The organism is Gluconobacter sp., assembly GCF_047722525.1.
In the GTDB taxonomy this organism is placed as follows: Bacteria; Pseudomonadota; Alphaproteobacteria; order Acetobacterales; family Acetobacteraceae; genus Gluconobacter.
In genome coordinates this window covers 21,099-42,589 of sequence record NZ_JBDNYY010000011.1, presented here as the reverse complement: position 1 = coordinate 42,589, position 21,491 = coordinate 21,099, and the positions used below count along the sequence as shown (strand labels likewise).

Below are 21,491 nucleotides of genomic sequence, written 5' to 3'. Positions count from 1 at the left end.
CCAATAAATTTTCTTTATGCCACCCGCACGGAGACATGCCCGGCAGGACACCACCACCCCTGGATCAGTCGATCCTGAACATCGCCTCGACTTCTACCGCCATCCCCGAGGGCAAGGCTGACGCCCCGGTGGCAATCCGCACATGACGACCTGCCTCTCCCAGAAGTTCTCCGAACAGGTCAGACGCACCATTCAGAACCCTCGCCTGCTGTTCGAACCCGTCCGTACACCGGATCACTCCTGCCACCCTGACGAGTTGTCTGATACGGGACAGATCGCCTTCCAGAAATGTCAGGACATGCGCCATGATATTGAGACCACAGAGCCTCGCGGCCTGTTGTCCCTCCTCGACGGAAAAATCCCTTCCCACGACTCCCTTGTAGCGAAGATCATCTCCCCACCGGGGTCCCTGTCCTGCCACAAACAGGAAACCGTCACAGGACAGGACGGGCGTGTAATTCCCCCGCGGCACGCTGACAGGCGGAAGAATCAGTCCACCCGGAAGAACAGGTCTGGACTCAGTCACGGATCTGCCTCCAGTCACCCGCCTGAACCTGCCCGTTGATGACCATACCCCTGTTCCCAGACCGGCGCTTCTGGAGAGCCTCACAAATCAGACCGATACTGCCGGCCGCCGTATAATCCAGCCTCGTGATGTCATCGTTGCTTTCGAAGATCCGCTTATACAGTGGTATCTGGCACTTCGACATCCTACGCGCCTCGCCTTTACAGTATTCCGGAATACACAGCCGGATCGACATTCCCGCCACTCAGGACCGCAACTGTCGTCTTTCCCCGCAAATCCAATTTTCCAGACAGCATCGCAGCAAGTGGCGCCGCCCCTCCGGGTTCCGCAACAAGCTTGAAATGCTCGAAACAACCGGCCATCCCGACCCGGATTTCCGTGTCATTCACAACAAGGCCATCCGCCAGCAAGGCCTGGTTTACAGGAAACGTCAGAACACCGGGCGTGGAGGCCATCAGGGAGTCGCACAATGTGCTCATCCCCCCTGTATTTTCGACCCGCTTCCCACATGCCAGCGACCGGGCCAGATCATCAAAACCCGCAGGCTCGATGGAGTAGACCTCAGTCTCCGGGCTAAGGGTACGAACAGCCGTGGCAATCCCCGCCACTAGGCCTCCCCCACTCGCACTGGACAGGACGCTGTCCGGTACCAACCCCATTTCCCGGCACTGCTCCATGATTTCAAGACCAACCGTACCCTGGCCTGCCATGACATCGAAATCATCATAGGGCGGAACAATGATCCCTCCTTCGGCTTCCGCGATCCCGGCGCCGATCTCTTCACGGCTTTCCGTCGCGCGGTCATACAGCCTGACCTTGGCCCCATAACGTCGCGCACCCTCGATCTTCATCTGGGGAGCGCTCTCAGGCATGACGATATGAGCCGGAATGCCCAACCGGGCACAGACAGCCGAAATGGCCAGGGCATGATTACCCGAAGACCACGCCACAACCCCGCCTCGCCGCTCAGTCGGCGTCAGTTGCAGAATGCGGTTGCAGGCCCCCCGGAACTTGAAAGAACCGGTTCTCTGAAGCATTTCCGGTTTAACCAGAATACGCCCTCCCAGCCGCTCATTCAGGCTGGGACTTTCAAGAAGGGGCGTACGGACCACATGATCCCGTATTCTGCATGATGCAGCGAATATTTCTGAAATATTCAAAGATCTTTGTTCGGATGTCGCCACAGAAATTTATCCCTTTTCCGAGAACGACATCATCCATTACAAATATTCCTTAAATCAATTATTATATTTGTATATCTGCAAATAAATAAATCTTATCATTCAGATATTTCATCTGGATGCTCGATTTCAGGCTTCGGCACGATGCAATCTGGAGCACTTCTGGACCAGAACGCATATACGTGATTGACGCAGGGCAGATTACAGAACGAGGCCCTGCGCGAAGAAGCTCCTGCTTTCGGTATCACATTCCCCCGACCGCTCTGCCGAAACAACGCTCAGGCCTGCCTTTCATACGAAAGACAGGCCCTTCGTCTTAAAAGCCGGTCGAGAGTGTCACCATCGCACTGAACGGCACCTGGAGATAATAACTCGGGGAAGAACCGGCAATCGTACCGCCGAAAACACCCTTCGTCGCACTTGCATTCGTCGTGAAACCGTAGACGCCGCTGCGGAACTTGGCACCCGTCAGGTTCTGCATGTTCAACTGGATCTGTGGCGATTTCAGGAAACCCGCGTTGTGGAAACGGTATCCCATGCCGACATTGTTCGTGATGTACTGGGGAATGGCATTGTCGTTCATGAACGTGGCGTACTGCTTGCCCACATACTTGACCTGCCCGGAAAACCAGAAGCTGCCATCGTCATAATCAATGCCGATCCCCGCCATCTCATGCGGAGACCGGATGGCCGTCTTGCCCTTGGTCCGCAGAAAATCACTGGTCCCGCTGGTCGTGGTTGCCGCGATATTGTTGTCGATGGTCGAGTGCAGGTACTCAAACGTGACATAGGGACGCAGATGATGCCAGATCGGACGCGTGCTGAGCTGGACATCAACACCCCGCGTCGTCTGGCCACCAGCATTGACGGTCTGGCTGTAGGACGCCCCGTTCGCCGTCCCGCCCAGATAGTAATTGAGGGACTGCTGGCGGTTCGACAGATTGTAGTTGAAGAAGGACACAGACCCGACAATGACATCGCCATTGTAGCGGTATCCCAGTTCTTCCTCGATGGTATATTCGGGATTGCTGGACCCACCGAGCTGTGTCTTCGTTTTCCCGGTGCCGTAATAATCCACAAGAGACGTATTGGAGGGCATCTTGAAATTTGTGCTGCCGGAAACAAAGATCTGGTTCTTGCGATCGAAGTTCCAGGACAGTCCGACCTGCGGCAGCGGCTCCGCACTATGCAGGTTTCGGTTATAGGTCGTGCCGGGAACATAGTTATAGGTCCGGCGCGTCACCATCGCTTCCTTGAAGCCCAGAACGATCTTCAGACGGTCGTTGAAGTATTTCATCTCATCGCCGATGAACAGCATGTTCACCTGCGTCAGGGTCAGGAAGTTGCGGACCTTGTAATCCTGTCCCGTCGTCGTCTGAAGAATACTGCTCGTCCCCCAGATATTGGACGGCTCTCCAGTCGCCTGATTCACACGCCCATAGGGGGAGAACTGAAGCTCGTTGGAATATTCGTACCACCACCCCATCGAAAGGTCATGGTGACGGTCCGGCCTGTAATGCAGGGAGAGCGTGTTGCCGGTCCGGAACTGTTCCTGGTTGGACGGCGTCAGCGCAAGAGCACGACTGGCGCCATTCAGATCCAGCGCAACAGACTGATTGCCAAGACCGGTCGAGGCATTCACCAGCCCGGCGCCCGTGCCATTCCCGATCCCATGCCAGAAATAGAGAGAGTCATCGATCGTGATTTTCGGAGAAACCACAATATGGGTGGGAAGCACCGCAACGACGTTGCGGAATGGATTGACGTGCAGCCGGTAATAATTGGCCCCTGAACTCACACCGGTATAATCCGCCGCATAGTTATTGCTGTAACCGGACTTCAGGTAATTGGGCAGACTCGGGTTGAGATAGGAATCATTGACCTGGTCGTTATACGAGACCGTCAGGCCGGTATGACTTCCATTGTTGAAATCCTTGACGGCCTTGAAGTCATAATGGAACTTCTCCGCCTGCCCCGGCCCGCGATACTGGTTGGCCTTCGTATGACTGAAAGCAAACATGGCCCGGATGCCGCTGTTTCCGATATAGCCGGAGTTCAGGCGCAGAAACTCGCGGAACGTATCGAACGAGCCGAAGGAAACATCCAGCAGTCCGCCCGCGCGTGTCGTCGGGTTCGTCATGGTCATGCTGGTCAGACCGGCGGATGCATTCACGACAGGGCTGTTGATATCGACAGAACCCGGCTGGAGGGAAACATTCTCCAGATCCTCGGATTCCAGAACCTCGTTGGCATAAAACTGACCGCCACCAATATCATTCAGCGGCGCGCCATCGAGCGTCCAGCCCACTTCGCTCTGGTCGAACCCCCGGACGTTGACCTGTCCGGAATACAGACCCGCCGGATCCTGCTGCGCGACGTTCACGCTCGGCAGCATCGCAATAAGCTGCTGGACGTTCGCGGAGGGCATCTGTTTGGCAATAAAGTCGCGCGTGACAGTCTGGATGGCCTTCGCCGCCGTTTCGACCCGCATCAGGCCACCGCCAGGAGAACGCGTCCGTGTACTGCGCCCGGAAACATTGACTTCCTCAATCCGGCCGGACGCCGTCATGTCGTGCGGAGGGCTTTTCACGGCGGGTGCAGCCGAAGCAGCAGTCTTGCCCGCCCCCCGTGCCGGCGCCGGCGAACTGCCGGAAGGAGCCGCAGGAGAAGGCGCATGAGACGTATGGCCTGAGGATGCCGCATGAGCAGCCACACTGGCCAGTGCTGTACCCGCAAGAAGCGTTACATAACAGGTTCGGATAAAAGGAAGCGACATGGAAACGCGTTTTCCTTCAAAGGACGCATTCTGCAACGTTCTGCTACAGAAGCACGGGGCTGAAACATTACGAAGCTGACTGAACAGTCAAATTAGTAGCAAGCCTGAACGGGAGACACAATGATTCGAGTCGGGAACAGATAACTTCTTCACTGAACTGTCACGGAAAGCCGCTCACCTGATCTGTACACCCCGCTTCTGCCAGTCACAGGTCAGGGCAAGGTACAGTCCGAACCCGATGAGAACCCCGGCAAACCAGGACACACTCCCCAGAGCATGCAGGGCCGGAACCACCTGCCCCGCAGAAGCAACAACGCCCCCCACAGCGAGCGTGATGATCGCCGGCACATGCCAGCCTCCCCGCCCATCATAGACATCGCCGTGCCGGTAAAGCGCGCCAACATCGAGGGCCTGCCGCCGGACAATATAATAATCAGCCAGCATGATGCCCGTCACAGGCCCCAGAGTGCCGCCAATGATATCGAGCATCCGATAAATATTATCGGCATGATCGAACCAGAGCCAGGGGACAAAGAAAATCCCAAGAGCAAGGACAAGCCGACTGGCGCGATTGAAATCAAGATAACGGGGAAAGAGATTGATAAGGTCGTAGGACGCCGGAAGAATATTGGCGACCACATTCACGGACAGTGTCGCCAGAACGAGCGTGGCCCCTCCGATCACCGTAACGAGCGGCTGATTGAGCGCGAGCAGAAGCTCCGTCGGATTCCAGATCGGCCGTCCGAACAGCAGAACGGTCGCCGATGTGGTGATGATGGCCATCGGCGTGAAAACAAGAGCCGTCAGTGGCAGACCAATGGCCTGCCCGATGACCTGATCGCGCTGGGACCGGACAAACCGCGAGAGATCCGGGATATTCACGGCAAACGTCGCCCACATCCCGATCATGCCCGTCACGCCCAGCGCAAACGTCGCCACGAAAGCAAACCCGTGCAGCCGTGACGGAACGGAAAACAGCGGCCCCAGACCATGCCCCACCCGCAGCCCCCAGACCGTCGCGACAAGCCCCACCACAATGACCAGCGGCCCGGCAACCAGCTCGAAGTTCTTGATACGATGGACACCGTGGCTCGAAATCCAGGCATGAAGCGCCCAGATGATCGCCATCGACGCCCAGCGCTTTTCCGGCATCCCCAGAACAGGCGTATCGAAAGACGCCCATGTCGCACTCAGCGTGGAGAGGATGGCATCCATCGCCTGCGTGGCGGCATAAGCCTGAACGGAAAACCAGAAAACCGCACAGAATCCCCGCAGGACAACCGGGATCTGTGCCCCCTTCGGCCCGAAAGCGGAACGGATCAGGACACAGAACGGAATCCCGTACTGCGTTCCGGGCCGCGCATTGAACCACATCGTGACGAACAGGATCGCGTACGCGACCGCCACGACCTCCAGACATTCCCATGCCGAGAGGCCAAGCGCCATAAGACCGGCGGCCGCTTCGTAGGCCACGATATTATGGACCATCCCCATCCAGACCGTGGCCATGTTCAGCCACGACCAGGTCCGGTTCTCCGGCGCAACCGGGGCAAGTTCCTCGTTATAGAGATCCGCTGCAAAACCCGGCTTCATGAACGCCCCTTCCCAGTCTCGACAAAATCCGCCCACCCATGCGACGGTCTGACGGAGCAACCCCTATCAGAGACGCACATCCGTCTCCAGCACGGCCCGGAGAAGCACATTCGCACCGGCCGTCACATCGTCGGGCTCAGCACTTTCCTCCTCGTTATGGCTGAGCCCTCCGGCACAGGGCACAAAGATCATTGCGGTCGGAGCAACCTGCGCCATATAGGTCGCATCATGCCCCGCGCCCGAAACAATCCGCCGGGCCGGATAGCCCAGCGCCTCAGCAGCACGTCCGACAGACGCAATGCACTCCGGATCGAACTGGACCGCAGGCGTATCCCATACCCGCGCGATCTCAAACGTCAGCCCGGCCTTCTCGGCCAGCTCCGACGCCTGTGCATAAAACGCCTCTTCCATTTTCTGGACAATGCTGTCGTCGGGATCGCGGAAATCGACCGTGAAAAACACCTCCCCCGGAACGACGTTGCGACTGTTCGGCCTGTTCTCGATCAGCCCGACCGTCCCCACCGCATCCGGACCATGCGCCAGCGCAATTGTCTGAACGGCATCAATCATGCGCGCGGCCGTCACCAGGGCATCCGCCCGCAACCGTATGGGCGTGCTCCCGGCATGGGAATCCCGTCCCGTGAGCGTGACTTCATACCAGCGCATGCCCTGCACACCCGTCACGATCCCGATCGTCTTGTTCTCGACTTCAAGGATCGGCCCCTGCTCGATATGCAGCTCGAAATAGGCCGCCACAGGATGCGCGCCACAGATTTCCGAACCGCGATACCCGATGCCTTCAAGCGCATCCCCCAGCCGCACGCCCTCCCGATCCTTCGTATCGAGCGCTTCCTGCTCCGTAAACACACCCGCAAACACACCGGACGACAACATGGCGGGCGAAAAACGTGACCCTTCCTCGTTCGTCCAGTTGATCAGCTCGATCGGATGACGTGTCTCCCGCCCCGTTTCATGCAACGTGCGCAGAACCGCCAGACCGCCCAGAACCCCGACGATCCCGTCGAATTTCCCACCCGTCGGCTGCGTATCGAGATGACTTCCCATCGTAATGGGCGGCAGCGTCTCATCCGTCCCGGGACGCCGCGCGAACTGGTTCCCCATGGAATCATGGGACACCGTACACCCCAGCGCCTCACAGGCCCGGACAAACCAGTCCCGGACCTGACGATCCTCCTCCGTCAGGGCAAGGCGCCGGATTCCACCCTTCGGTGTTCCGCCGAAACGTGCCGTCTCCAGAATATCATCCCAGAGCTTCACGCCATTCACGGTAACATTGCCAACCGCGCCAGATACAGACTGTGTGCTCATTGTCGTTCTCCGTTTTCGGGTTTCTCGTGGCCAGATTTCTTGTATCGGGGCGATCAGCCCGCTTTTGCAGGGATCTTGCGCATCGGATTGTTGGGATGATCGTTCCATGTCTGAACACCCTCGACAGGCTGCGGCACCATCGTGATGCAGTCATCCACCGGACAGACATGCGCGCAGAGGTTACAGCCCACACATTCCTCGTCGATCACTTCATAATGACGCTCACCATCCAGCAGCGTCTTCGAAATGGCCTGATGGGACGTATCCTCACACGCAATGTGGCAAAGACCACACTTGATGCAGGCGTCCTGATCGATCGATGCAAGCGTTTTGAACTTCAGATTGAGCTGGTTCCAGTTGACGAAATTCGGAACCGCACGCCCCGTTACATCCGCGATCGTCTCGAAGCCCTTTTCGTCCATCCAGTTGGACAGGCCGTCAATCATGTCCTCCACGATCCGGAATCCATAATGCATCGCCGCCGTACACACCTGGAGCGACGTCGCCCCCATCACCAGGAACTCGGCCGCATCCCGCCAGTTCGAAATCCCCCCGATCCCCGAAATCGGCAGAACCGACGTATCGGGCGTCCGGGCAATCTCCCCCAGCATCCTCAGGGCGATCGGCTTAACCGCAGGCCCGCAATAACCGCCATGCGTGCCCCGCCCGTCCACGACCGGCATGGGCGCCATCGCATCCAGATCGACCCCGACCACGGACTGGATGGTGTTGATCAGCGAAACCGCATCAGCCCCCCCGCGCAGGGCAGCCCGGGCCGGATTGAGGATATTCGTGATATTCGGCGTCAGCTTCACGATCACCGGCATCCGCGTGTACTGCTTGCACCACCGCGTCACCATTTCCACATATTCCGGAACCTGCCCGACCGCGGACCCCATGTTCCGCTCGGACATGCCATGCGGACAGCCGAAGTTCAGTTCGATGCCATCCGCACCTGTCTCCTCGACAAGCGGAAGAATGCGCTTCCAGCTTTCCTCCACACACGGCACCATGATGCTGACGATGATGGCCCGGTCCGGATAGTCCTTCTTGACGGCCTTGATCTCCGCCAGATTGACCGCCAGCGGACGATCCGTGATGAGCTCGATGTTGTTGAGCCCGGCCATGCGCTGGCCGTTATAGCGGGTCGCCCCATAACGGCTGCTGACGTTCACAACCGGCGGATCCTCGCCCAGCGTCTTCCACACCACACCGCCCCAACCGGCTTCCAGCGCCCGGCGGACATTGTATTCCTTGTCGGTCGGGGGCGCCGAGGCCAGCCAGAACGGATTGGGAGAACGGATACCAGCAATATTGATGCTCAGATCGGCCATGTCTCAGTTCCCCGTCTTCATCAGATCCGCCGTGATGGCTTCAGCAGCATTGCGACCATCGCGGACAGCCGCCACGGTCAGGTCCTCGCCCGCCGTGCAGTCTCCGCCGGCATACACACCCGTCATGGTTGTCCGCCCCTCGGCATCCACCCTGATGCGGCCACCCTCGATAACGATTTCGTCCTCCGCCAGAGGGTCCGGCAGGAACAGTTGTCCCACCGCCTTGAGAACCATGTCCGCCTCAAGCGTGTAGTCCCCCTGATCGTAAACCGGCCGCCCGTCCTTCGGGAGACCACGGGCAAAGGTGACGGACGCAACCCCGTCCTCCGTCCCGTCGATCCGCACGGGAGCCGACCAGTACCGGATCGTAACGTCGTTCGTCTGCGCCCATTCCTGCTCGACCGTCGTCGCGGACATGTTCTCCGCCGCCCGGCGATAGACCAGCGTGACCTCCTCCGCTCCCAGACGCTTCGCCTGAACAGCAGCATCAATGGCCGTGTTTCCACCCCCGATCACAACCACACGCCGCCCGACGGGAACATCGGATTTCGTCGGAGATGCCCGCAGTTCCTCGATGAACTCCACGGCATTGCGCACGCCCGGAAAATACTCCCCGGCAATCCCCAGCGCCCTGACACCGGCATGACCGATCCCGAGGAACACGGCGTCATAGTCCGCCCTGAGAGACGCCAGCGTGATATCCCGGCCAAGCACCATCTCGGTCTCGATCGTGATCCCGCCAATGGAGAGGACGAACGCCACTTCCTTCTGCGCGAACTCATCCGCCAGCTTGTAAGCGGCAACCCCATATTCGTTCAGACCACCCGCCCTGGGCCGCGCATCGAACACGACAACATCATGCCCCTGCATGGCCAGCCGGTGCGCGCAGGCCAGCCCCGCAGGCCCCGCCCCCACGACAGCAATCCGCTTCCCCGTCAGGGGCGCCCGGCTGAACGGCTGCGCGCCCGTCCGCATCTGCCAGTCCGTGGCATGACGCTGAAGCGCCCCGATCTGGATGGGCCGGTCCTCCTGCGTATTACGGACGCATTTGCCTTCGCAGAGGATTTCCGTCGGACAGACCCGCGCACAGGATCCGCCGAAAATATTTGATTCCAGAATCGTCCGTGCCGATCCCGGAATATTCCCTGTCGAGATCTTCTTGATGAAGCCCGGAATATCAATCCCGGTCGGACAGGCCTCGATACAGGGGGCGTCGTAACAGAAGTAACACCGATCGGATTCGATGGTGGCCTGTCCCTCCGTCAGGGGCGGATGAGCATCTGAAAAGTTCCGTGCCAGGATGTCCGGTGGCAGGCGGTCTGCGGCGATATTCGGAGTCTGATCCATGAAGAAAACTCTCCACCATGTGCATTTCGTGACACACCATGACTGAAGTCGAACCGATTCCGCAACGTAAACTTGACCATGTGGTCAGAAAATTACATCCTCACTCAGGCAACAATCATTTCCCAACCGCCAGAAGGGAGCAATTTCCTTGCTGAAATCACGCCTGGTCCCCAATGTCGTTGCAAAATCCCAGAACAAGACGCAGGATCGTCCGCAGACCCGCCTCGAAATCGGAGTCACCGAGCGCAGGGCAGCCGATCACCGCGCTCATCTGCGCACTCATGTCGGCATAGGCCTGCGTCATTGACCAGATGGCAAACATCAGATGGACCGGATCGATGGCCGGCATCTGGCGCTCCCCGTGCCAGACCTCAAATGTCCGTGCCCGTCTCGCAACATGCTCCCGCAGGGTTGTAGACAGATAATGATGGATATTTCCCGCGCCCTGCAAAAGCTCGTAGGCAAAGATCCGCGACGCATCCGGGCGGGCACGGGAAAACGCCATTTTCGCCCGGATATATCCCTCGAATCCCTCCCGCGCCCGCCGCTCCGGCACCAGCCAGTGATCGGCGTCCCGCAGCCAGAACGTCATGATGTTTTCAAGAACGCTGCGATAGAGTTCCTCTTTCGTCCCGAAATAGTAATGGATGTTCGGCTTGGGAACACCCGCCTCGCGGGCAATTTCATTCATGCTCGCCCCGCGGAAACCATGCTGGCCGAACACACGCTCGGCCGCCGCGAGAATGGCCGCTTCGGCTGCCTGTCGAGGAATGCCCGGGCGGGCCTTGTGAGCAGCCCTGCCGGCAGAAGAAGAAAGAGTCTCGGTCATGCAGACATCGTTCTCCGCTTTCCGCCCGCTGACAAGACCGTGCTTGTCCCTGGGCATGTCCTGATTCCCCGAAATCCCGTCCCCAACCCTTCTGTGCAAGGATAAATCCATGCTTCTCATCCGTGGTGGCACCGTCGTAACGGCCGAAACGTCCCAAAGGGCGGATGTCCTGTGTGACGACGCACGCAGGATCGTCGCCATCGGCCCTGATCTGGAAGCCCCCCCGGGCTGCGACATCCTGGATGCGGGCGGCCTGCTGGTCATGCCCGGCGGGATCGACCCGCACACCCATATGGAAATGCCCTTCATGGGCTCCGTCGCGAGCGAGGACTTCTATACGGGCACCTCCGCAGGCGTCGCGGGCGGCACGACGACCATCATCGATTTCGTCATCCCCGAACCCGGACACTCCCTCCTCGGCGCCTGGAAAGACTGGCGCCGCAAGGCGGAAAAAGCCGTCTCCGACTACTCGTTCCACGTCGCGGTCACGCACTGGGACGAGAAAGTCCATGACGACATGGCCACCCTGACCCGGGACTGCGGCGTCAATTCCTTCAAGCACTTCATGGCCTATAAAAACGCCCTGATGGTGGATGATGACGTTCTCCTGCGCTCCATCAGCCGCGCGCTCGAACTCGGCGCCCTGTGCAACATCCACGCGGAAAACGGGGACGCCGTCGCCTATCTCCAGGCCGATCTCCTCAAACGCGGCATGACAGGCCCGCAGGCGCATCCCCTCTCCCGCCCACCCTCCGTGGAAGGCGAAGCCGCACAGCGCGTCATCGCCATCGCAGGACTGCTCGGCGCCCCGATCTACATCGTGCATGTCTCGACGGAGGAAGCCGCCGCCGCCATCGCCGCCGCCCGCGCCCGCGGTCAGCGGGTCTATGGCGAAGTTCTGGCCCAGCATCTCGTGATCGACGACAGCGTTTATGCAGACCCGAACTGGCTCGGCGCGGCCCAGCACGTCATGAGCCCCCCCTTCCGTCCCAAACACCACCAGAAAGCCCTTTGGGCGGGTCTGGCCTCCGGACAGCTTCAGACCACCGCCACGGATCACTGCTGCTTCTGCGCGGGACAGAAGGAACAGGGATTGAACGATTTCACGAAAATCCCGAATGGCACACCGGGCATCGAAGACCGGATGAGCGTGCTGTGGCACCACGGCGTACGAACCGGAAAACTGACCCCGCAGGAATTCGTGGCCGTCACCTCCACAAACACGGCGAAGATCTTCAACATCCACCCCCGCAAGGGCAGCGTCTCCGTGGGCGCCGACGCCGACCTCGTCCTGTGGGACCCGCAGGCCAGCCGGACGGTCTCGGCAAAAACCCATCACCAGAATGTCGATTACAACATCTATGAAGGCATGACCCTGACCGGTCTGCCCCGCTACACCATCAGCGGCGGAAAAGTCGTCTGGGCTGACAACGACCTGCGCGTGACACGCGGCGCGGGCCAGTATGTGGAGCGTCCCTGTTTCAGCCCGGACATGCAGGCCGCCATCCACCGCAAAGACACGCCCTGACGTAACTTCTGCCCCGGATCAGGGCTCTCCTGATCCGGGACAGTTCAAACACCCGGCGTTTACTCCGGCTTTTTACCGCCCAGCTCACCGGTCAGGAACTGGGCCCGACCATAGCCGAAGGACCAGTGGGCATCCTGGTTCTCAACCACGGAAATCATCACGTCCGAAGGCGCGATCCCACAGTCCGCCTCCAGCCGCTCCACCAGTAGTCGATAGAAGAGCGCATTGGCCTCTTCCCCGCGCGGCCGGCTGAACACCTGCAACAGCACGACATTTCCGGTCCGCGGAATGCCCAGCCCGGTATCCTCCACGATCATGCGGGATGGCTTATGCTCCGAGACGATCTGATAACGGTCCCCGCGCGGAACCTTGAACGCTTCCAGCATGGCCTCATGGGCCGCATCGAGGAGCGCTTTGATTTCACCGTCGGAACGGCCTTCAACAAGATGAAAATGCAGAAGCGGCATGTCTTGTCCTCACTGTGTTTTCAGGAAATGGACTGGATCAGACGGCGGACGCCATCAATCATTCCGCGAAGCTGATCCGGAGTCGAAATAAATGGAGGACCGAAGGAAATCGTGTCGCCCGTGCAGCGCAGAAGCAGACCTTCGCGCAGACCACGCTCGAAAACGGCGAGCCCGCGCGCGCCGGGCGCACCCTCGGCGGGGAACAGGTCCACCCCCGCTGTCAGTCCTATGTTGCGGATGTCCTTGACGGCGGGGAGGTCGCGCAATCCGTGCACGGCCTCTTCCAGAACCGGCTCCAGCGCCCTGACGCGCGCAAAGAGGGACTCTTCCTCCATGACATCCAGAACCGCATGGGCTACAGCCGTCGCCATCGGATGGCCGGAATAGGTATAGCCATGTGCGAACTCGATGGCATTTTCCGGACCGGTCATGAACGTGTTGTAGATTTCATCCGTCACGATCACGCCCCCCATCGGGACGATGCCGTTGGTAACGGCTTTCGCGAACGTGATCATGTCCGGCGTCACGTCGAAACGCTGCGCCGCGAAATTTTCGCCCATACGGCCAAAACCCGTGATGACCTCATCGAAAATCAGCAGGATGCCATGTTTCGTACAGATCTCGCGCAGCCTGCGCAGATACCCCACAGGCGGCACGATCACCCCCGTCGATCCCTGCACCGGCTCCACAATCACCGCCGCAATCGTCGAAGCGTCATGCAGCCCGACCAGACGTTCCAGATCCTCGGCATGATCCGCGCCCCATTCCGGCTGGCCGCGTGAAAACGCCATGTGTTCGGGGCTATAGGTATGCCGCAGATGATCCACGCCCGGCATCATGCCCGAAGCGAACATTTTGCGGTTCGGAACAATTCCGCCAACGGACATGCCGCCAAAACCGACGCCATGATACCCGCGCTCACGCCCGATCATGCGAAAGCGCTGCCCTTCCTGACGCAGCCGGTGATACCCCAGCGCGATCTTCAGCGCCGTATCCACCGCCTCGGAGCCGGAATTGGCGAAAAAGACATGATCCATCCCGTCTGGCGCAAGACCGGCGATCCGCTCCGCCAGATGCACCGTCTGCGGATTCGTGAGCTGGAACGGCGGCGCATAATCCAGCGTCTCGGCCTGCGTCTTGAGCGCCTCCACGATCCGGGGATGCGCATGCCCCAGCGGCGAACACCACAGACCCGAGAGCGTATCAAAAAGCTCCGTTCCATCCGGTGTATAATAATAAGGCCCCTTCGCAGACGTCAGAAGCCGCGCCTGCGGGTCGGCCCGGACCCGGCGATTGGCCGTAAAGGGCATCCAGTACGTGCCCTTGCGGATGGTCTCAACACAGTCAAATTCGTTGGTCAGTTTCGACACGATACGCCTCGCAGACTGATGATGGGGGGCATCCATGACCGGGCCTTGCACACCAGCCCTGTCACATCAAAAAAACCTATCCCGAATACGAACCGAACTGAATATATACAGTCAGGGAAATATGAGCCTAATCTGTACCGCAAGAACGACCGGTACAGTCAGCCCCATGATCCAGACAGACCCCCATTCCCCCACCCCTCTCGTCGCCCAGATCGTCCAGCAGGTCACAGCCCTGGTCCGCACCCATGACTGGACACCGGGCACGCGTCTGCCCTCCATCCGTCACCTCGCCAGACAGTGCAGTGTCAGTCCCCTGACGGTCTCCAATGCCTATAACCGTCTTGTGGCTGATGGTGTTCTGGAAGCCCGGCGGGCCAGCGGGTTTTTCGTCGCAAGACAGATGGACCCTGTAGCGGATGGTACCGTCACACATCCTGATATCACCCCGTCCATTGATTCTTCATGGATGCTCCAGCGGGCCTATGAAAACAATGCATCTATCGTTCAGGCGGGATGTGGGTGGCTACCGGACAGCTATCTTTTCCGTGAGGGTATCCGCCATGCTTTCACAGCACTGGGACGTCGCCCTGATCCGGAGATGTCGGGCTATGGCAATCCTTATGGCCATGCCGGCCTCCGGGAACTGATCCGTCTACTCCTGCTGCGACAGGGCATCAGATGTGACCTGCCGGATCTCATCCTCACCCATGGTGCCAGTCAGGCTCTGGAACTGAGCATCAGATCCCTGACCCAGCCGGGAGACACCGTTCTGGTGGAGGACCCCGGTTACTGCAATCTCTTCCCGGCTCTCGAAGCCCTTGGCCTCCGGACCATCGGCATTCCACGTCTTCACGATGGCCCCTGTCTGGCGACACTGGAGCGTATTGCCAGAACGGAACAGCCGAAAGCCTTTGTTCTTAACACCCGGCTGCACAACCCGACCGGGACAAGTTGCAGCCCCTCCGTCACGCATCACGTCCTGAGTCTGGCCGAACGTCATGATTTCATGATTATCGAAGATGACATCTTCGGTGGCCTTGCGAACGAGAATACCCCGACGCTGGCGCATCTGGACCAGTTGCAACGGGTCATTTTCATCAGCAGTTTCTCAAAAACGATTTCACCGGGGCTTCGGGTCGGATTTCTGGCCTGTCCGGCGAAGATCGCTGCCCGAATCCTGCGTCTCAAGATGGCCAGCAGCCTGACAAGCAGTTCCATGAACGAGGCCATCGTTCATACCATTCTCGCGGATGGCCGATACCGCCTGCATCTAGAGAGACTGCGGGAAAAACTGGCTATTATCCGAAAGACAGCCATATCGTCCCTGGAAGCTGCCGGCCTCGAAATTTTCTCATATCCCGATGGCGGCATGTTCCTGTGGGCACGCTTTCGCACAGGGCTGGACCCCGTGCCGATTGCCCGGAAAGGCGCGGAACAGGGCATCATGCTCGCCCCCGGCTTCCTGTTCAGGCCGGATCAGAGCCAGACTTCCTGGCTCCGTTTCAATGCAAGCCAGATGAACGCCCCACAGCTTTTCCGCTTCCTTGCAGGAATAACATCCCGTCAGAACGGCGTCACTTCCGAACCGGAGATGCCTCTCCTCTAGAGCGACGGCGGGGTAGGGCCCGGCCGTAGGGGGGCCTGATCGAAGAACTGTGTCTCGTTGGCCGGGGCGCACAGATGTCGTTCAAAAGGCTGCCGCAATGCGCCTTCCGGAAGATCAAGAACGGCCAAGGCAGGCGAGATGCAGTTGTGCCCGTCATAGACGTCGCCCGAAACCCAATGCAGCCGCGCCGTCAGTTCCGCACCAGGCATTACCAGAACCGGCGGCAGCACAGGGCCGGGATGCATCCCCCGTGGCGCACGGCGCCTCGCGTTCATGGCATGACCCTCGGCATTCACAAAATGCAGGTCCGGGAGAGCCTGCACCTGACAGGGCACGGTCCCGATGTTCCGCAGCACCAGCAGCGTGCCACTCTGGGACATGCCATTGAACATGCCGCCTTCATCGTCAAAACCGAAGGACAATTGCGAGGCAGCGCACATGGCGCGCGGCAGCGGCGCGGCCTGCCCCGTCCCGATGGACGTGGCTCCCAGGGCAAACATCCCGGCACAAAGCGACAGAGCCGCAAATTGTATGCTCCGTACGCTCCTCATATTATGATGCTTCCTGTCCTTGGCCATTCGCTAAGCTTTACGCATAACAAAAAACCGCGTTCCATCCGGACAGCAGCGTTCTGCAGTCGGTAGTTCAAGAGGGATGTCTGGTTACGGGGCCTACAACCATATAGAAAACTGCTATTTATCAACGGACTCGTTGAACGCTTGGCAGGGCAATTAAATGATCGGTAAATAGAGATCGTGTTATCATACCTATTTATACCCCCCTCAAAAACCATATCCAGTAGTCATGGAGGATTTTCGGGACATTTTCCTTACGATTAATGGAGAAGTCGTACACCATCATGAATCGGAAGGTCAATAATATTGATAATCCGACTGCGTACTCATCTCCAATGAGATTGATACTTATTTAATTGATTTCGCGTTATCTCGCTTTTTATTTAAGAAAATGGCTATTATTCAGATAATGAGATGCCTCCACATTTAGCTCATGCCCGAATTCGCGCTCACTCTCCGGCTAACTCCTGAAACGTCCCTCGAACGCGATTTTGTCCAGTGGCAGACGACCCGAAGGCTGTTCACGCTGGCGGAGATCTTCCGGCAGGCTTTCTCCGTTCGCCCGGCGGCCAATGACCAGAGCGGCATGAAGCTGATGATCTTCCGGCAGTTCCAGACCCGCATGTGCGAGATCATGATCGAAACCACTGATGGGATGAGCAGCCCAACCCACATGAGAAGCCTGCAACTGGATCAGCAGGGACGCGGCACCAGCATCGAAGGCGTGTGTCGGGAGCGGCGACGGTTCACCCGTTCTGCTGGAAATGGTGATCGTTCTGGACGCGATGTATACGATGGCTGAAGCATTTTCCGCCCATCCCCGGTTGAACGGGATCAGCCAGGACAGGAAGCGGTCCCAGTCCGGTGTGTTACGCCGCGCATGAATGAACCGCCATGGCTGGATGTTATAGGCTGATGGCGCCCAGCGGCCGGCATCCAGAAATTTCCGAAGGACTTCGGGGGCGATCTCTTCGGGCCGGTAAGCACGTGGCGACCAACGGTCAAGAATGAGTGGCAGGACAGCAGACCCGGGAGCGCGGTCAGAAGGAGTTGTCACGGAAAAGATATCCTCTACAGAAAAATGTCCTCAGGAAGCATGAACCCCCAGGGCATCAAGAAGCAGTGTCCGCAGCGTTTCAAATTCAGGATCGGAATGCCGCCTCGGGCGCGGCAGAGGGATGGGAACATCCACACGAATTTTCCCCCGCTCCAGCACGACGGCGCGATCCGCCAGCAAGAGCGCCTCATCGACGTCATGGGTGACAAGCAGAACTGCACAGCGATGTTTTCTCCAGAGATCCGCCACCAGTTGCTGCATTTTCAGGCGCGTCAGGGCATCCAGAGCCGCAAAGGGCTCATCCAGCATCAGAAAAGCCGGTTCCCGCACCAGTGCCCGTGCAAGCGCCGCACGCTGGGCCTCTCCTCCAGAAAGTGTGAGCGGCCATGCGGACTTGCGATGGGAAAGCCCGACTTCTTCAAGGACTGCCTCGGCCCGTTGCCGGATGCATTTGTCTTCCTGCCCCAGAACCACGTTCTTCCACACACGCTTCCACGGCAGAAGACGATGTTCCTGGAAAACAACCGAGACATCCCGGGGCCGGGTCACAGCCCCTTCCGTCACCGGATCAAGACCTGCCAGCGTTCTCAGAAGGGTGGATTTCCCTGACCCGCTATGCCCCAGCAGGGCGACGAATTCTCCCGGCGCAATGGCCAGATCCAGCCCGTCCAGCACTGGAGGGCCACCATTGAAGCGCCGCGATAACTGCTCCACGATGACAGCAGTACCGCTTCCTGCTTCTACTTCGGCGCGGCGCCCCGTCATGCCGTCTGTCCTTTTCTTCTGTCCGGGCGCCATGCGAGCAATGTGGCCTCCAGAAAGCGGACGATCTGGTCGGACAGCAGGCCAAGCAGGCCATAAACCAGCAGACCGACAAGGATGATGTCTGTCCGGAGGAAATCCTCCGCATCCATCATCATGTGACCAATTCCGCTTTCCGCATTGACCTGTTCGGCCACAACAAGCATCAGCCACGAAACGCCAACGGCGTAGCGTAACCCCGTCAGGAAGTCCGGCAGGGCACCGGGAAGGAACACATCCCTGATCGTCTGCCAGCGCGACAGACCCAGCGTTGATGTCATTTCCAGCAGCTTGGGATCAATGGTCCGGATACCCTTGTGAAGATTCAGATAGATCGGAAACGTCGCACCCAGGGCGACGAGCAGGATCTTCGGGGTCTCACCAATGCCGAACCACAGGATGAACAGGGGGACGAGGGCGAGAGCCGGTAGTGTCCGCAGGATCTGTAGCGGCGCATCGACAATGTCTTCCCCCAGCCGGGACAGGCCGGAGATGAGAGCGAGAACGACACCCACACTGATGGCAATTCCCAGGCCGCTTGCCGCCCTCAGAAGAGAGACACCCAGATTGTAGGGCAGCGTGCCATCCCGCACCAGCGTCCAGCCCGTCACGGCAATCTGTGCGGGCGAGGCCACCAGTCTCGTTGAAAGCAGCCCTGACGAGCAGGCCAGTTGCCAGAGACAGACGAGCAGAATCGGAGAAGCATAGCGCCGTGCAAAAACAAGCTTTTCCAGATTGAAATTCTTTCTCCGGGTGTCACCCGTCTTGTTCGTTCCTGTCAGGATGATGGTGTCTGACATCGGACTTAACTCCCACAGGCAGCATTTGAAATGGCAGTTTTCCAACTTCCAGCCTCGAATGTCAGGTGAGTATTATCAATGCCACTGTTTGACGTGATTTGATTGTTCATGGCGGAGCGGGCCGGCATGGTGGGTCTGCTCTCGCCATATTCTGGGAGACTCTGATGGCCGCACTGCTTTTCTCATGATCTCCGCAACAAGATCCCTGATGCTCTTTAGTGCCCTCCTTCTGGGCACATCCCTGATGCAGGGCAGTCCGGCATGTGCCGACGACAACCTGACCGTTGCGGACCAGAAAGGTCAGAGCAGGGCGCTGCTCGCAGCAGCAGGACAGGACCGTGCCCTGCCCTATCATCTGCACTGGACCGAATTCGAGGCAGCGGCCCCTCTCCTTCAGGCCCTGGCAGCGAATGCGGTCGATACCGGAATTGCCGGGGACGGACCCTTCCTTTTTTCCTGGGGCGCCCATCTTCCCATCAAGGCCGCCTTTCTCGTGCCCCCAAGGGGTGGCGGTGAGTCCACTGCGGTCATCGCTACCGCATCGTCCCCTATCCACAACGCGGCAGACCTGTCCGGAAAGAAAATCGGAACCGGCAAGGGCTCAATCGGGCATCTTCTGCTTCTGCGCCTCATGGCCACAGGTGCCATTCCTGCTCCTGCCCCGCATATTGTTTACCTTGCTCCGGCTCAGGCGAAGGCCGCGCTGGATACAGGACAGATTGATGCCTGGTCGACGTGGGAGCCCTATATTTCTCTGGCCGTGATCCAGAACCATGCCCGCGTCATTGCCGACGGCCGCAATGTGATGCCGAACAACAGCTTCTTTGTCGCTACCACAACGGCCCTGAGCACCAAACACGCGCTTCTGGCCGATTTCTATCGGCGCATGGCCGCAGCTTATGCATGGGGAATACAGCATCAGGCGGCATATGCCGATATTCTTGCGCGCCAGACCGGGCTTCCGCTGCCCGTGGCAACCGCCGTAGCCAGACACCTTATCGCCTCTCCTGTCCCTCTGACCCCGAAGATCGTTCAGCAGGAGCAGACCACCCTCGATGCCTACAGGTCAGCCGGCTTCCTGAGAGACACTGGAAAACTGGACGATGCTTTTGACCTGACGGTTTTCATCCCCTGACCAACAGCTACAACAGCTTCCAGATTGAAAGACCGGAGATCCGCCATGGGTGACAGTCCTTTTTCCAAACCAGCCGGTTCCTCTTTCCCGGGAGACGCGCTCGAAAACCTCGTGAAGCTCTTTGCGGAGCGTGCTCCGCGATATGATCGGAGTGGCAACATCTCAACAGAAAACCTGCACGATCTTTATGATGCAGGTTTTCTTGTCCTCGCCCTTCCGAAATCCGCGGGAGGACAGGAAATCTCCCTTCGGACCGTGGTCCAAATCATCAGCCAGGTGGCACAGGGGGACCCATCCACGGCCCTCATTCTGGCCATGCAGTATCTCCAGTCCGGATCATTCGCACACTCGTCGCTCTGGTCGGATGCGGTGAAGCAGGAATTCTTCGAGAGCGTCCGACAGGAAGGCGCACTCATCAACGCTCTCAGGGTGGAACCGGAACTGGGAACCCCCTCACGTGGCGGACTGCCAGCGACGACAGTCAGCCGGCAGGGGAACGCATGGCGCCTGAACGGACGCAAGATCTTTTCGACGGGGTCGACCGCGCTGCAATGGGGCGTTGTCTGGGCCAGAACAGACGAGGCAGATCCGCGGGTCGGTCCCGTGCTGGTGCCACTGGATCTGCGGGGGGTACGGATCGAGAAAAGCTGGCATCAGCTCGGCATGCGCGCCACAGGCAGCCACACGATCATTTTCGAGGATGTGGAAATTCCGGAACGTTATCTGGGCCTGCTGGCCACGCCCGCGGCTTCTGAAAACAATCCCGTTGCGATTGCAAGCTGGCATGCCATCGTGGTGGCTGCCCTTTATGATGGTATTGCGCAGGCGGCACGGGACTGGCTGGTGACATTCCTTCATCAGCGGGTCCCCACGAATCTTGGTGCGCCACTTGCGACCCTGCCGCGCTTTCAGATCCTTGTGGGAGAAATAGACGCGCTCCTTTTCTCCAATGCCGCCCTGATTGAACATGCCGTCCGGCTGTCGGAGCAGGGAGCGGAAAGCGACACCGAAGCCGGACTGGCCAAGCAGGTGGTTACGGAAAACGCCATTGCGGCAGTCGGCAAAGCCGTCGCGGCCATCGGCAATCCCGGCCTCAGTCAGGACAACCCGCTGGAACGCCATTACCGGAACGTCCTGTGTGGAAGGGTGCATACCCCGCAGGGAGACAGCGCTTTCCTCGCGGCGGGACAGAAAACCCTGCGGGTCTGAAGCAGAGAAAACCCGGCCATTTCGAAAG

18 protein-coding genes are annotated in these 21,491 nt (G+C 59.1%); 4 read left to right on the top strand and 14 right to left on the bottom strand.

The window, feature by feature from the left end:
• Positions 1 to 64: 64 nt before the first annotated feature.
• The 8 genes from ABF859_RS11100 to ABF859_RS11065 form a co-directional block, all read right to left on the bottom strand.
• Positions 65 to 526, bottom strand: a complete 462-nt coding sequence (locus ABF859_RS11100; protein WP_415527840.1) for a RidA family protein — start codon at positions 524 to 526, stop codon at positions 65 to 67.
• Between the two features lie 200 nt (positions 527 to 726).
• Complete coding sequence (locus tag ABF859_RS11095) at positions 727 to 1,638, bottom strand: threonine/serine dehydratase (protein WP_415527839.1); 912 nt, start codon at positions 1,636 to 1,638, stop codon at positions 727 to 729.
• 385 nt (positions 1,639 to 2,023) lie between these two features.
• Entirely contained in the window at positions 2,024 to 4,483 is a 2,460-nt protein-coding gene (locus ABF859_RS11090) for a TonB-dependent receptor (RefSeq protein ID WP_415527838.1), read from the bottom strand.
• A gap of 174 nt (positions 4,484 to 4,657) precedes the next feature.
• Entirely contained in the window at positions 4,658 to 6,076 is a 1,419-nt protein-coding gene (locus ABF859_RS11085; protein WP_415527837.1) for an NCS1 family nucleobase:cation symporter-1, read from the bottom strand.
• Positions 6,077 to 6,142: 66 nt separating this feature from the next.
• Positions 6,143 to 7,405, bottom strand: coding sequence for a Zn-dependent hydrolase (locus ABF859_RS11080; RefSeq protein ID WP_415527836.1), 1,263 nt, complete (start codon positions 7,403 to 7,405; stop codon positions 6,143 to 6,145).
• A gap of 53 nt (positions 7,406 to 7,458) precedes the next feature.
• Positions 7,459 to 8,739, bottom strand: coding sequence for an NAD-dependent dihydropyrimidine dehydrogenase subunit PreA (gene preA, locus ABF859_RS11075; RefSeq protein ID WP_415527835.1), 1,281 nt, complete (start codon positions 8,737 to 8,739; stop codon positions 7,459 to 7,461).
• Positions 8,740 to 8,742: 3 nt separating this feature from the next.
• Complete coding sequence (locus tag ABF859_RS11070; RefSeq protein ID WP_415527834.1) at positions 8,743 to 10,086, bottom strand: NAD(P)-dependent oxidoreductase; 1,344 nt, start codon at positions 10,084 to 10,086, stop codon at positions 8,743 to 8,745.
• A 157-nt stretch (positions 10,087 to 10,243) separates the two neighbouring features.
• Positions 10,244 to 10,915 (bottom strand): TetR/AcrR family transcriptional regulator, encoded by a 672-nt coding sequence (locus tag ABF859_RS11065; RefSeq protein ID WP_415527833.1) that lies wholly within the window; start codon positions 10,913 to 10,915, stop codon positions 10,244 to 10,246.
• 109 nt (positions 10,916 to 11,024) lie between these two features.
• Between ABF859_RS11065 and hydA the strand changes: the two genes are divergently transcribed.
• Positions 11,025 to 12,443 (top strand): dihydropyrimidinase, encoded by a 1,419-nt coding sequence (hydA, locus tag ABF859_RS11060; RefSeq protein ID WP_415527832.1) that lies wholly within the window; start codon positions 11,025 to 11,027, stop codon positions 12,441 to 12,443.
• Between the two features lie 59 nt (positions 12,444 to 12,502).
• Here hydA and ABF859_RS11055 read toward each other — a convergent pair whose 3' ends face one another.
• Complete coding sequence (locus ABF859_RS11055) at positions 12,503 to 12,910, bottom strand: tautomerase family protein (protein ID WP_415527831.1); 408 nt, start codon at positions 12,908 to 12,910, stop codon at positions 12,503 to 12,505.
• Between the two features lie 20 nt (positions 12,911 to 12,930).
• Complete coding sequence (locus ABF859_RS11050; protein ID WP_415527868.1) at positions 12,931 to 14,220, bottom strand: aspartate aminotransferase family protein; 1,290 nt, start codon at positions 14,218 to 14,220, stop codon at positions 12,931 to 12,933.
• A gap of 226 nt (positions 14,221 to 14,446) precedes the next feature.
• Here ABF859_RS11050 and ABF859_RS11045 point away from each other — a divergent pair, with 226 nt between their 5' ends.
• Positions 14,447 to 15,886 (top strand): PLP-dependent aminotransferase family protein, encoded by a 1,440-nt coding sequence (locus ABF859_RS11045; RefSeq protein WP_415527830.1) that lies wholly within the window; start codon positions 14,447 to 14,449, stop codon positions 15,884 to 15,886.
• On the opposite strand, the gene ABF859_RS11040 is transcribed toward ABF859_RS11045, so the two are convergent.
• From ABF859_RS11040 to ABF859_RS11025, 4 genes are all read right to left on the bottom strand, one after another.
• On the bottom strand, positions 15,883 to 16,437 hold the full coding sequence (locus ABF859_RS11040) for a DUF4232 domain-containing protein (RefSeq protein WP_415527829.1): 555 nt from the start codon (positions 16,435 to 16,437) through the stop codon (positions 15,883 to 15,885). The genes ABF859_RS11045 and ABF859_RS11040 overlap by 4 nt on opposite strands.
• A 484-nt stretch (positions 16,438 to 16,921) precedes the next feature.
• Entirely contained in the window at positions 16,922 to 17,518 is a 597-nt protein-coding gene (locus ABF859_RS11035; RefSeq protein ID WP_415527828.1) for a nitroreductase family protein, read from the bottom strand.
• Positions 17,519 to 17,548: 30 nt separating this feature from the next.
• Positions 17,549 to 18,283: an ABC transporter ATP-binding protein gene (locus ABF859_RS11030; RefSeq protein ID WP_415527827.1), complete on the bottom strand. Its 735-nt coding sequence runs from the start codon at positions 18,281 to 18,283 to the stop codon at positions 17,549 to 17,551.
• Positions 18,280 to 19,119 (bottom strand): ABC transporter permease, encoded by an 840-nt coding sequence (locus tag ABF859_RS11025; protein WP_415527826.1) that lies wholly within the window; start codon positions 19,117 to 19,119, stop codon positions 18,280 to 18,282. The genes ABF859_RS11030 and ABF859_RS11025 overlap by 4 nt, the downstream gene beginning before the upstream one ends.
• 208 nt (positions 19,120 to 19,327) lie before the next feature.
• On the opposite strand from ABF859_RS11025, the gene ABF859_RS11020 reads away from it, so the two are divergent.
• On the top strand, positions 19,328 to 20,254 hold the full coding sequence (locus ABF859_RS11020) for an ABC transporter substrate-binding protein (protein WP_415527825.1): 927 nt from the start codon (positions 19,328 to 19,330) through the stop codon (positions 20,252 to 20,254).
• Positions 20,255 to 20,299: 45 nt separating this feature from the next.
• Positions 20,300 to 21,463, top strand: a complete 1,164-nt coding sequence (locus ABF859_RS11015; RefSeq protein ID WP_415527824.1) for an acyl-CoA dehydrogenase family protein — start codon at positions 20,300 to 20,302, stop codon at positions 21,461 to 21,463.
• Positions 21,464 to 21,491: the final 28 nt, after the last annotated feature.

Bases quoted from the DNA above. Each gene is read 5' to 3' on its own strand.
- ABF859_RS11090 (WP_415527838.1), bottom strand. From the start codon at position 4,483: ATGTCGCTTCCTTTTATCCGAACCTGTTATGTAACGCTTCTTGCGGGT.
- ABF859_RS11085 (WP_415527837.1), bottom strand. From the start codon at position 6,076: ATGAAGCCGGGTTTTGCAGCGGATCTCTATAACGAGGAACTTGCCCCG.
- ABF859_RS11055 (WP_415527831.1), bottom strand. From the start codon at position 12,910: ATGCCGCTTCTGCATTTTCATCTTGTTGAAGGCCGTTCCGACGGTGAA.
- ABF859_RS11070 (WP_415527834.1), bottom strand. From the start codon at position 10,086: ATGGATCAGACTCCGAATATCGCCGCAGACCGCCTGCCACCGGACATC.
- preA (WP_415527835.1), bottom strand. From the start codon at position 8,739: ATGGCCGATCTGAGCATCAATATTGCTGGTATCCGTTCTCCCAATCCG.
- ABF859_RS11050 (WP_415527868.1), bottom strand. From the start codon at position 14,220: ATGCCCTTTACGGCCAATCGCCGGGTCCGGGCCGACCCGCAGGCGCGG.
- ABF859_RS11040 (WP_415527829.1), bottom strand. From the start codon at position 16,437: ATGAGGAGCGTACGGAGCATACAATTTGCGGCTCTGTCGCTTTGTGCC.
- ABF859_RS11045 (WP_415527830.1), top strand. From the start codon at position 14,447: ATGATCCAGACAGACCCCCATTCCCCCACCCCTCTCGTCGCCCAGATC.
- ABF859_RS11065 (WP_415527833.1), bottom strand. From the start codon at position 10,915: ATGACCGAGACTCTTTCTTCTTCTGCCGGCAGGGCTGCTCACAAGGCC.
- hydA (WP_415527832.1), top strand. From the start codon at position 11,025: ATGCTTCTCATCCGTGGTGGCACCGTCGTAACGGCCGAAACGTCCCAA.
- ABF859_RS11025 (WP_415527826.1), bottom strand. From the start codon at position 19,119: ATGTCAGACACCATCATCCTGACAGGAACGAACAAGACGGGTGACACC.
- ABF859_RS11020 (WP_415527825.1), top strand. From the start codon at position 19,328: ATGCTCTTTAGTGCCCTCCTTCTGGGCACATCCCTGATGCAGGGCAGT.
- ABF859_RS11030 (WP_415527827.1), bottom strand. From the start codon at position 18,283: ATGACGGGGCGCCGCGCCGAAGTAGAAGCAGGAAGCGGTACTGCTGTC.
- ABF859_RS11015 (WP_415527824.1), top strand. From the start codon at position 20,300: ATGGGTGACAGTCCTTTTTCCAAACCAGCCGGTTCCTCTTTCCCGGGA.
- ABF859_RS11080 (WP_415527836.1), bottom strand. From the start codon at position 7,405: ATGAGCACACAGTCTGTATCTGGCGCGGTTGGCAATGTTACCGTGAAT.